Origin of the sequence: Streptomyces sp. NPDC058964 (assembly GCF_042741275.1) — a bacterium.
Lineage (GTDB): Bacteria > Actinomycetota > Actinomycetes > Streptomycetales > Streptomycetaceae > Streptomyces.
The window spans coordinates 1-10,631 of sequence record NZ_JBHYKH010000218.1; the positions used below are offsets into that span (position 1 = coordinate 1).

Sequence of the window (10,631 nt, forward strand, 5' to 3'; positions counted from 1 at the left end):
CCGCCGACGGCGGCGCCGGACCGTGCTGATCGCCGCGGGCTTCGTCCTGGCGGCCGGCGGTCTCAGCATCGCCGAACTGGGCATCGACGCCCCGTTCTCCAGCCCCAAGCCGGCCGCGGCCGGCGGGGAGACGGCGGACGGCGGCTCGTCGTCCGCGGAGTCCGGCCGCACGGCCAAGCCCCTGGACGCCACCTCCGGCGGTTCCTCGGGCGCCTCCGCCTCACCGGACGCCTCCGGCTCCCCGTCGGCCTCGGAATCCGGCAAGGACAAGGCGTCCAAGTCCCCCGACGACAAGGCGACGGACAAGGCCGGGCAGTCGGCCGCCACCGGAACGGGTGCGACGGCCCCGGCGCCGACCGCCACGGCGACCGCCCGGCCCGCCACGACCCCGGCCGCGGATCCGACGACACCCGCGCCCCCGGCACCCTCCCCGTCGGCGACGTGCAAGCGGTTCCTCTGGTGGTGCACCTGAGCCGCCGTCGGCGTTCTCCTCTGCGAATTCCCCCTCGCACGGGAGACGCGCGCATCGTCCGTGAACCGGCGGGACCTCACCCCTTACGCGGGTATGACCGCCACGACCACCCCATGGCCGGTCGCCTCCGGGCCCGGTTCGGGGTGGTCCCGGGTTCCTCATCGCGCAGAGTCGCGCACGCGGTCGGTGAACCGGGGGCACCTCACGCCGGTGCGACCGCCACGACCACTCCCCGGTCCGACGCCGGGCTCACCGCCGCCGACACCCGTACGGCCGCCACCCGCGCCACGCGGCCGGCGTGGGTCGCCGATGCCAGCAGCAGGGGCTGGAGGTGTTCCAGGCCCGAGACCACCAGCTCCTCGCCCGCGAGCAGAGCCGGACGGGCCGCCTTGGTCGCCGCCGCTGCCGCCTCGGCCAGGTCGGCCAGGGGCGGGAGCGCGGCGCGGACGACGCTCGCGCCCGTCGCGGCCGCCCGCTCCGCCAGGGCCACCTGCAGAGGCATGAGGGGAGCCACGGCCGCCGTGAGCGCGTCCGCGATGCGGCGGAGTTCGGGGGTGGAGTCCCGCAGGACCTCCGCCGCCGCGCGGATCACCGGGGTGAGGGCCAGGAAGGCACCCGCCATCACGCCCGCCGTCGCGGGGAGCAGCGGGGACATCGCCTCGGCCAGCTCCCCGAGCACCGCCGCCACCTCCTCCACCGCCGGCTCCACCGCGTCCAGCACCGGCAGCAGGCTGTCGCCCAGCGCCGCGAGCAGGGCCTGGGCCGGCTCGCTCACCGGGTGCACCGCCAGCGGGGCGCCGCTCGTGCCCAGCCGGGTCAGCGTGTCCACGATCCGGTAGAACGCCTCCTGGGCCTGCGGCGACGCGCTCGCCTCCGCCAGCTCCGCCGTCGTCTGCCGCAGCACCCGCAACAGCTCGGTGCCCGAACCGTCCCGCGGATCGAACGTGTTGATCGCGATTCGGGTGATGTTCCCGGCCGTGTCCAGGAGTTGGCCGGTGATGTCGGTGGTGCTGCGTGCCATGCGCAGCACCTCGTCCCTGCTGGGGAGTGAAGGAATCGTCGGCATGGGCCCCTCCCGCCTCTCCTCGGCACGCGCTGCGGGCGCACCCGCCCCCAGCATGCCCCCTGTGGCCCCCGCGCCATGGGCCATCCGGGGCATCGGTGACACCGGCACCTCTCCGTTGCGGTTGAGTCGATCAGGTACATCCCGCCGTACCGGTCTCAGGAAATGCCAGAGGAGGTTCGCGTGCGCCCCACCGCAAGAGCCGTTCCCCCCAGACCCCTTCTGATCGCCGCCCTCGCCCTCGCCGCCACCGTCACCCCCGCCTTGACCTCCCCCGCCCGCACTGTCGCCGCCGGGTCCGGGCCGGCCGTTCGCGAGGGCACCGCCGAGGAGCGGCGGGCCGCCACGGCCCCGGCGGACGCGGCCCGCGCCGCGCTCGCCGCCCCGGTCACCGGCCTCTCCGACGCCGGTCGCGGCTACCCGCGCCGGCAGATCCTCACCCCGGACCCCGAGAACCCGGCCGACAGCTCCATCAGGCTCGGCCTCACCCCGTACCACGCCATCGCCCCCGAACTGAACGCCCTCCAGCGCCTCGGCGACCGGGTCAGCGTCGAGATCGCGGGCCGCTCGGCCGGCGGACACCGGCTCTACCTCGTCACCGTCACCGCCCCGGAGACCGCCGGCGAGTCCCGGGCCCAGGAGCGCATGCGCGGGCTCATCGAGAACACGCCCGTGGCGGCGGCCCGGGACGCGGGGATCAGGAGGGACTACAAGACCCCCGTCTTCTTCAACGCCAACATCCACGGAAACGAGTGGGAGGGCACCGACGCCGCCCTGCGGCTCATCAGGAGGCTCGCGACCGCGAAGGACGCGGAGACCGAGGACCTCCTGGCCCACAGCCGTCTGTACTTCGACGTCACCGCCAACCCGGACGGCCGTATCGCCGGCACCCGCGCCAACGCCAACGGTTTCGACCTCAACCGGGACTTCGTCACCGCCTCACAGCCCGAGACACGGGCGATGCGGCAGATCGAGATCGACAAGCAGCCCGCCGTCATGCTCGACCTGCACGGCTACGTCAACGGCACCCTGATCGAGCCGGCCACCCCACCGCACGGCGAGAACTACGAGTACGACCTCTTCCTCAAGCACACCTACGCCGACGCCCTCGGCATGGAGGCCGCGGTCGACGGCCTCGGGCACACGCCCGCGGGGGACGGTGTGCAGCCGGTTCAGATCCCGTTCCGCGACCAGCGGGAGGGCTGGGACGACTGGCCGCCGGTCTTCACCCCGCAGTACGCGGCCTTCCACGGCGCGGTCGCCGCGCACACCGTGGAGATCCCGCTGACCGTCGACAACGAGGCCTACGACACGCTGCCGGTCACCGAACTGCGCCGCCGCTGCGCGATCAACGTGGACGTCGCGGAGGCCGCCATGCGTGCCTCGCTCGAGTACGCCCGGACCCACCGGAGCTCGCTCGTGGCCGACCAGATCGAGGTGTTCCGGCGCGGGTCGGCCGGCGCCGCGCAGGTGCCGGTGTCGTCGAAGACGGTCCCGGGCGTCCCGGGCATCGGACCCGAGGACGTCTGGACGACCACCTTCCCGCGGGCGTACGTCATCCCGGCGGGCGCCGCGCAGCGTTCGTCCACCGCCGCCGCCCGCCTGGTCGGCCATCTGCTCGCCAACGACGTCCGTGTCACCCGGGCGACCGCCGCCCTCCGGCTCGGCGGCCGGACGTACGCGAAGGGCTCCTACCTCGTCGACCTGCACCAGCCCAAACGCGGTCTGGCGAACGCGCTGCTCGCGGACGGCCGGGACATCAGCGACAAGGTGTCGGCGATGTACGACATCTCGGGCTGGAGCCTGGGCCGCCTGTGGGGCGCCACGGTCGAGACGGTCCGGGCGGGCGAGCTGTCCGGGCTGCCCACCACCGCCGTCCAGGCGGCCGCCGGTGTCGCCCGGGTCGCCCCGCGCGGCGACCTCCGGCTGCGGCTGGACGATCCCCGGGAGGTGGCCGCGCTCAACGAACTGCTGGGGCAGGGCGTGCGGGTGCGGCTGTCGGCCGACGGCGGCGCGGTGCTGCCGGGCTCGGCGAGAGCCCGCGCGGAAGCCGTCGCCCGCACGCACGACGTCGCCCTCGACACCGCCACCCGGGCTCCTGCCACCCCAGCGCTGCACCGCCCGCGCGTCGCTGCCGCCGTCACGTCCGGCGAGCTGTTCGCGCTGCGGGAGATGGGCTTCGACGTCGTCCCGGTGTCGGCCGGTGTCCTCGACGCGGGCTTCGACTGGTCCGGGGTGGACGTGCTGTTCGTGTCGGCCGGACTGGACCGGGACGAGCTGACTCCGGCGGCCCGTGACGCCCTCGACGCCTTCCTCGCCCGGCACGGTCTCGTCGGCCGGGGCGCCGTCGGGGCGGCCCTCGGCTCGGCGGAGGGCCTGCTGGCGGTGAAGCCGGTTGCGGGCGGCGCGGACGCCAACGGGGTGGTGCGCGTGGTGAATTCGGGACCGGTCACCGCCGGTGCCCCGGACCACGGCTTCGTGTACGCCCCGCTGTGGTTCACGGACCTCGGTCCGGGAGTGCGGATCGAGCAGTCGTACGCGACCGGGAACCCACTGGTCTCCGGACACTGGCGGCCGCTGGGCGACGGCTCCGGCGGTCCGCGCGCCGCGGCGGGACGGGCCTCGGTGGTGAGCGGCCCGCATGTCGTGCTGTTCGGCACCGATCCCCTCTTCCGGGATCATCCGAAGGGGGAATTCGCCCAGCTGGGAAGGGCATTGTTCACAGCGGGAGCAGGAGCGGCGAGCAGCGGCTCCGTTGAGGAGAGCGGATGACACGGGAGATCACCGTCCACGGCACTGTCGCCGGCGGTTTCGAGGCGGTGCGCGAGGAGTTCGCCGCCTTCGCCGCCACGGAACGGGCCGATTACGAGGGACAGTTGTGTGCGTATGTCCATGGGCGGCGGGTCGTCGACCTGTGGGTGGGGGAGGGGGTCGACGGGGACTCCCTCTACGGCGTCTTCTCGTCGACCAAGGGAGCCGCCCATCTGGTCGTGGCGCTGCTCGTGCAGGACGGCACGCTGGAACTCGACCGCAAAGTCACCTACTACTGGCCGGAGTTCGCGGCAGAGGGCAAGGGCTCGCTGACGCTGCGCGATCTGCTCGCGCACCGGGCGGGGCTGGTCGGCACCGACTCCGGGTTCACGACGGCGGAGCTGGCCGACGACCGGGCGATGGCCGAGCGGCTCGCCGACCAGCGGCCGTTCTGGCGCCCGGGTACGGCCTTCGGCTACCACGCCCTGGTCATCGGCGCGCTCACCGGCGAGGTCGTACGGCGGGCCACGGGCCGTACGATCCAGGAGCTGCACGAGGAGCGGGTCCGGGCCCCCTACGGCCTGGACTTCCACCTGGGCCTGCCGGCCTCGCGGGAGCCGCGCTTCCGCACCACCCGGCCGATGCTGCCGACCCCCGAGCAGCAGTCGCTGTTCGACGGGCTGCCGAGCGGGCCGCACACCCTCGAATCCATCGCCTTCAACCGGCACGCGGCCGAGCCGACCGCCCTGGAGGCGCTGCCGAACGAGCGGGAGATCCGTGCCAAGGGGCCCGCCTCGGTCGGCGGGATCGCCTCGGCGCGCGGGCTCGCCGGACTGTACGCGGCGGTGATCAGTGAGGTCGAAGGGAAGGTCCCGCTGCTGAAGCCGGACACGGTGGCGGAGTTCGGGCAGTTCCACTCCGTGGGCTACGACCTGGTGGCCCGGACCCACAAGTCGTACGGGCTGGGCTTCCAGGCGACCGCGGACACCTGGCATCCGTTCCTGGGCGCCGGCGCGATCGGCCACAGCGGCGCGGCGGGTTCCCAGGCCTTCGCGGACCCCCGCAGCGGTCTGGCCTACGGCTACACGCGCCGCCGGTTCGCCTTCCCGGGCGGAGCGGCCCCGGAGAACGACCGGCTGGCGAGAGCCGTGCACCTGGCGGCGACGGCCGCCTGAGCGCGCTCGGGACGGAAGGCCGCACCCCACGTCCCAGGGCGCGGCCTTCCGCCGTGCGCAACGACGGGCCTCAGGCCGTCGTCACGGTGATGTTCCCCCGGGTGGCCTTCGAGTACGGGCAGACCTCGTGGGCCTTCTCGACCAGGCTCCGGGCGGTGTCCGCGTCGACGTTCGGGATCGTCGCCGTCAGTTCGACGATGATCCCGAAGCCGTCCTCGTTCTTCCCGATGCCGACCCTCGCGGTGACGGTCGAACCGGAGACGTCGGCGCCCTCCTGGCGGGCGACGACACCGAGGGCGCCCTGGAAGCAGGCGCTGTAGCCGGCGGCGAACAGCTGCTCCGGGTTGGTGCCGGCCCCGTTGCCGCCCAGCTCCCTGGGCGGGTTCACGACGACGTCGAGCCTGCCGTCGTCGGTGGCGACCCGGCCGTCGCGGCCGTTCTCGGCGGTGGCGACGGCGGTGTACAGGACGTCGGACTGCTGAATGGGCATGCGGTTGTCTTCCTCCTCGGTCCGCCGCGACTCGCGCCCACGATCGCGACGGATTCCGGAAAGAAGTTACCGCATGCCGGAAACTCCAGGTATCCCCTGCGGCAGGTTTCCTTACAGCTTGACGATCATCTTGCCGGTGTTGTCGCCGCGCAGGACCCCGAGGAACGCCTCCAGGTTGTTCTCGATGCCCTCGACGACGGTCTCGCTGTACTTCAGCTGCCCGGAGGCCACCCAGGGGCCGACCTCGGCCACGAACTGCGGCTGCAGGTCGTAGTGGTCGCCGACCAGGAAGCCCTCGATGCGGCCGCGGGTCTGGATGAGGCGGGCGAGGTTGCGCGGGCCGGGGGCCGGCTCGGTGTTGTTGTAGACGGAGATCATTCCGCAGACCGCGATGCGGCCGCCCTGGTTGAGGGAGCCGATGGCCGCCTCGAGGTGGTCGCCGCCGACGTTGTCGAAGTAGACGTCGATGCCGTCCGGGGCGGCCTCGCGCAGCTGCTCGCTCACCGAGCCGTTCTTGTAGTTGAAGGCGGCGTCGAAGCCGTACTCCTCGACCAGCAGCTTGACCTTCTCGTCGGACCCGGCGGAGCCGATGACCCGGGAGGCGCCCTTCAGCTTGGCGATCTGGCCGACCTGGCTGCCCACGGCACCCGCGGCGCCGGAGACGAAGACGCTGTCGCCCTCCTTGAAGGAGGCGGTGCGCAGCAGGCCGGCGTAGGCGGTGAGGCCGGTCATGCCGAGGACGCCGAGGTACGTCGACAGGGGCGCGGCCGCGGGGTCGACCTTGACGGCGTGCTTGGCGTCCATGACCGCGTACTCGCGCCAGCCGAAGAAGTGCAGCACGTGGTCGCCTGCGGAGACGCCCTCGGCGTTGGACTCGACCACCTCGCCGACGGCGCCGCCCTGCATGACCTTGCCCAGCTCGAAGGGGGCGGCGTACGACTTGGCGGCACTCATCCGGCCGCGCATGTACGGGTCGACGGAGAGGTACTTGTTGCGTACGAGCACCTGTCCCTCGCCCGGGGCCGGGACCTCCGCCTCGACCAGGGCGAAGTCCTCGGGCTTCGGCCAGCCGACGGGGCGGCTGAGAAGGTGCCATTCGCGGTTGATCATGACCAGTGCCTTTCCGATTTACTTCAGAATCTGAAACAACCATGCGCCTGAATATTTCATGATGTCAAGTAACGGAGTACCCTTGAGGGCATGTCCACCCCACAGAAGACCCGCCGCCCCGACGAAGTGACCATGGAGGTCGTCGAGCTCATCGGGGACGTCGTGGCCCGGTACTACGCGGACTACGAGGAGGCGGCCGGCCGGCACGCGCTCACCGGAGCCCAGGCCCGCCTGCTCAGCCTGCTGTCGCTGGAGCCGCTGCCGATGCGCAAGCTCGCGCAGAAGCTGAAGTGCGAGCCGTCGAACGTGACCGGGATCGTGGACCGGCTGGAGGCCCGTGGCCTGGTCGAACGACGCCCCGACCCGGCGGACCGCCGGGTGAAGCTCGCCGCCCCCACCGACGAGGGCCTGCGGGTCGCCCGCGATCTCCGCGAGGGGCTGCGCTTCGCCCGCGAACCCCTCGCCGGCCTGTCCGACGAGGAGCGGCTGTCCCTGCGGGACATGCTGCGCCGGATGCTGGCCGCGTAGCCCTTCGGGCCGGCTCCGGGGACTTGGGCCGTGCGGAGCCCGGGGTGTCCCGGGTGTCCGGGGTGTGCCGGGTGTCCGGGGTGCCGGTGGGGTCGCGTCCGGAGTCCGGGAGGGGCTGGGGCGCTGTGGAGGGCGCCGGTAAAGTTTTCGCCATGCGCGATCTTGGGGTGGGATTCGGTTATCTCCTGAAAGGCCAGCGTTGGGCGGCCCGGCACGGCAAGCAGTACGGCTTCGGTCTGCTGCCCGGCCTGATCACCCTCGTCCTCTACGCGGCCGCGCTCGTCGCCCTGGCCGTGTGGGGTGAGGATCTCGTCTCCTGGGCCACGCCCTTCGCCGACGACTGGTCGAGCCCCTGGCAGGGGCTGTTCCGGGGCTTCCTCACGGCGGTCCTGTTCGCCCTGGGCCTGCTCATGGCGGTCCTCACCTTCACCGCGGTCACCCTCCTGATCGGCCAGCCGTTCTACGAGAACCTCTCGGAGAAGGTCGACCGGGACGTCTCGCCCGACGGCACGGCACCCGAGTCGGGCCTCCCGCTCTGGCGCGAACTGTGGGTCTCGGCCCGCGACAGCCTCCGCATCCTGGTCCGCGCCGCGGTCTGGGCCGTGCTGCTCTTCGCCCTCGGCCTCCTCCCGTTCGTCGGCCAGACGGCCGTACCGGTGCTCGGCGTCTTCGTCACCGGCTTCTTCCTCACCGAGGAACTTGCCGCGGTCGCGTTCCAGCGCCGGGGCGTGGAACTCCGTGCCCGCCTCACCCTGCTCCGCTCCCGCAAGACCCTCGTCTGGGGCTTCGGCACACCTCTCGGCCTGGCCTTCCTGGTCCCGTTCGTCGCGGTGTTCCTGATGCCGGGCGCGGTCGCGGGGGCCACGTTGCTCGCCCGCGACCTGCTGGGCGAGGAGATGACCGACGGCGAGTCCACTCCGGAGGAGGAGAACGTCACCCCGTGACCCAGATACTCGCCGTCGCCGTCATCACGGTCCTCGCCGTCATCGCCCCCGGCGCCGACTTCGCCGTGATCGTCCGCAACAGCTGCCTCCACGGCCGCCGTACCGGGCTGTTCGGCGCCACGGGCGTCGCGGCCGGCGTCCTGGGGCACGTCACCTACACGATGCTGGGCGTCGGCCTGCTGATCGCCTCCTCCACCCACCTCTTCACGGCTGTCGAACTGCTGGGCGCGGCCTACCTCGTGTACGTCGGCGTCCGTACCTTCCGCACCCGTGGCGAGGTGGAGATCGACCTGACCGGCGAGCGGGAGCCGGCCCCGTTCGCCGCCCTGCGCACGGGCTCCTCACCAACGTCCTGAACCCGAAGACGACCCTCTTCGTCGTCTCGACCTTCGCCCAGGTGATCAGCCCCGGCACGCCGGCCTGGCAGCAGGTGGGCTACGGCCTGTTCATGTCGCCGACCCACCTGCTGTGGTGCGGCGGGGTCGCCGTCTTCTTCCCGCACGAGCGGATGCGCTCCCTGATGCTGCGCGGCCAGTAGATCCTCAACAAGGTGATCGGTTCCGTCCTGGCCGGACTGGGCGTCAGCCTCGCGCTCGCTCCGTCCCACTGATCGCGACCGCCACGATCGACCGCACCTGCGCGATGATGTCGAGCCGGTTGCCCTCGAACTCCGGGTCCGTGACCGTCCCGGTCGCCGGATCGGTGTTCCCGGCGCCGAACTGGAGCACGGGGGTGTGGACATGGCCACCCGGAAGCACATCGTGCAGGCCCAGGCGGTCCCGCAGCAGCGTGGCCCGGTAGGCGATCTCGTTCGAGAGGTAGTCCCCGCCGCCCCCGGCACGCGCGGTCGAGCCGGGGGTCGGTCCGTCCGGCCGTACGACGGGACCGGTCCCGCCCGCCGGGATCTCGGTCACCTCCGTGTGGTCGTACACGGGGAAACGGCCGGTGCGCGCGGCCACGATCGCGGCGTACGGCAGGGTCGTCGCCGTCCACTGCGGCTGCGAGGCCGGGTCGGTGACCGGGACGCTCCCGGTCCGGGACACGTTGTCGTTGTCGGGGAAGCCGCCCCGCCAGGCCCCGTTGGTCCGCTCGATGTCGAACCGCCCGACGCGGCCCTGGCTCACGGTCGCGAAGAGGCCGACCTCCGGGAGGTGGGGCCGCAGCGTCCGCTCCACCGTTCCTTCCGCGAAGTCCTGCCAGCGCACCGGGAACACGGCCGTCTCCACGCGCGCCGGACCGGCCGCCGTCTCGATCACCGTGCCGTCGAGCGCGAGCGCGGTCGCCCCGGACGGGTTCGAGATGCGGATGTCCCGATCGAGGGTGAACGGGTCGAACCCGGTCAGCAGGACCCGCTTGATCCCCTGCACCTGCCCGCCGCGCGGGTAGCGGATGTCGGTCCGGCCGCGTGACGTCCGCTCCAACTCGTCCAGCAGCGCCGCCCGTTGTCCCTCTCCGAGCCCGAACTCCGGCTGCCAGGCCCGCACTTCCCGCGTCATGCCCAGCCGCGCCCAGTACAGCGGCCGGTCGTCGTCCCGGCTGAGGTCACCGCCCGCGGGGCCCCGCCCCTGAGCCCGGTCCACGGCCCGCCGCCACAGGGACGCCCCCTCGCGCGTCACCGCCCGGCGGGCCTGCGGGTAGGAGCGCGCGGACTCGAGCAGGCGGGCGAAGTCCGGTGCCACGGTGTCGAATCCGGATCGCCTGAGGATCTCCTGGGGCACGGCCCCGTCGAGACGTTGTTCCTCGACGGTCGGGGCGGTGGCGGGGGCGGTCCCGGCGGATGCCGCCGTCGCGGGGGCCGACAGGCCGGCCACCAGGGCCAGTCCCAGGATGCCGATCCGAACACGTGTGGAATTCACGGAGGTTCATGTCCTTCCGTCGCGGTGGGGCGCGTGGTGCGGGACGGCCGAAGTATCGCGTGACGGGAGTGGACCACGCCATGGGGCGGGGAGCTTCGCGGCGGCCTCGCGCAGGGCCGTGCGGAACGCCGCCACGGCCGGCGCCGGACACCGGCCCCGCGGGCGGGGCGCCGACACCCCCCCCCCCGGGGGCCCCCCGGGCGGCTCGCGGCCGCGCTCGCCCCGCCGCCGCGGCGCGCGGG

At 73.1% G+C, this 10,631-nt stretch carries 8 protein-coding genes and 2 pseudogenes; 6 read left to right on the plus strand and 4 right to left on the minus strand.

Annotated elements, in window-relative coordinates:
- Positions 1–472 (plus strand): annotated as a pseudogene (locus tag ACFW2E_RS24955) (hypothetical protein); the annotation flags it as partial.
- A 202-nt stretch (positions 473–674) separates the two neighbouring features.
- On the opposite strand, the gene ACFW2E_RS24960 reads toward ACFW2E_RS24955, so the two are convergent.
- Positions 675–1,538, minus strand: coding sequence for a hypothetical protein (locus tag ACFW2E_RS24960; protein ID WP_384469303.1), 864 nt, complete (start codon positions 1,536–1,538; stop codon positions 675–677).
- Positions 1,539–1,718: 180 nt separating this feature from the next.
- Here ACFW2E_RS24960 and ACFW2E_RS24965 point away from each other — a divergent pair, with 180 nt between their 5' ends.
- Together ACFW2E_RS24965 and ACFW2E_RS24970 are read left to right on the plus strand one after the other, a co-directional pair.
- Complete coding sequence (locus tag ACFW2E_RS24965) at positions 1,719–4,307, plus strand: M14 family zinc carboxypeptidase (RefSeq protein ID WP_384469304.1); 2,589 nt, start codon at positions 1,719–1,721, stop codon at positions 4,305–4,307.
- Positions 4,304–5,461 (plus strand): serine hydrolase domain-containing protein, encoded by a 1,158-nt coding sequence (locus tag ACFW2E_RS24970; protein ID WP_384469305.1) that lies wholly within the window; start codon positions 4,304–4,306, stop codon positions 5,459–5,461. Before ACFW2E_RS24965 ends, ACFW2E_RS24970 begins: the two co-directional genes overlap by 4 nt.
- Before the next feature lie 70 nt (positions 5,462–5,531).
- Here ACFW2E_RS24970 and ACFW2E_RS24975 read toward each other — a convergent pair whose 3' ends face one another.
- Together ACFW2E_RS24975 and ACFW2E_RS24980 are read right to left on the minus strand one after the other, a co-directional pair.
- Positions 5,532–5,951: an organic hydroperoxide resistance protein gene (locus ACFW2E_RS24975; RefSeq protein ID WP_384469306.1), complete on the minus strand. Its 420-nt coding sequence runs from the start codon at positions 5,949–5,951 to the stop codon at positions 5,532–5,534.
- Between the two features lie 111 nt (positions 5,952–6,062).
- On the minus strand, positions 6,063–7,061 hold the full coding sequence (locus ACFW2E_RS24980) for an NADP-dependent oxidoreductase (protein WP_384469307.1): 999 nt from the start codon (positions 7,059–7,061) through the stop codon (positions 6,063–6,065).
- Positions 7,062–7,151: 90 nt separating this feature from the next.
- On the opposite strand from ACFW2E_RS24980, the gene ACFW2E_RS24985 reads away from it, so the two are divergent.
- The 3 genes and pseudogenes from ACFW2E_RS24985 (at position 7,152) to ACFW2E_RS24995 (ending at position 9,143) form a co-directional block, all read left to right on the plus strand.
- Positions 7,152–7,589, plus strand: coding sequence for a MarR family winged helix-turn-helix transcriptional regulator (locus tag ACFW2E_RS24985; RefSeq protein ID WP_384469308.1), 438 nt, complete (start codon positions 7,152–7,154; stop codon positions 7,587–7,589).
- Between the two features lie 152 nt (positions 7,590–7,741).
- Positions 7,742–8,533 carry an EI24 domain-containing protein gene (locus ACFW2E_RS24990; protein ID WP_384469309.1) on the plus strand — a complete coding sequence of 264 codons (792 nt, stop codon included), beginning with the start codon at positions 7,742–7,744 and terminating at the stop codon, positions 8,531–8,533.
- Positions 8,530–9,143 (plus strand): annotated as a pseudogene (locus ACFW2E_RS24995) (LysE family translocator). The gene ACFW2E_RS24990 and the pseudogene ACFW2E_RS24995 overlap by 4 nt, the downstream one beginning before the upstream one ends.
- On the opposite strand, the gene ACFW2E_RS25000 reads toward ACFW2E_RS24995, so the two are convergent.
- Entirely contained in the window at positions 9,115–10,389 is a 1,275-nt protein-coding gene (locus tag ACFW2E_RS25000; protein ID WP_384469310.1) for a pyroglutamyl peptidase, read from the minus strand. The pseudogene ACFW2E_RS24995 and the gene ACFW2E_RS25000 sit on opposite strands and share 29 nt — an antisense overlap.
- Positions 10,390–10,631: the final 242 nt, after the last annotated feature.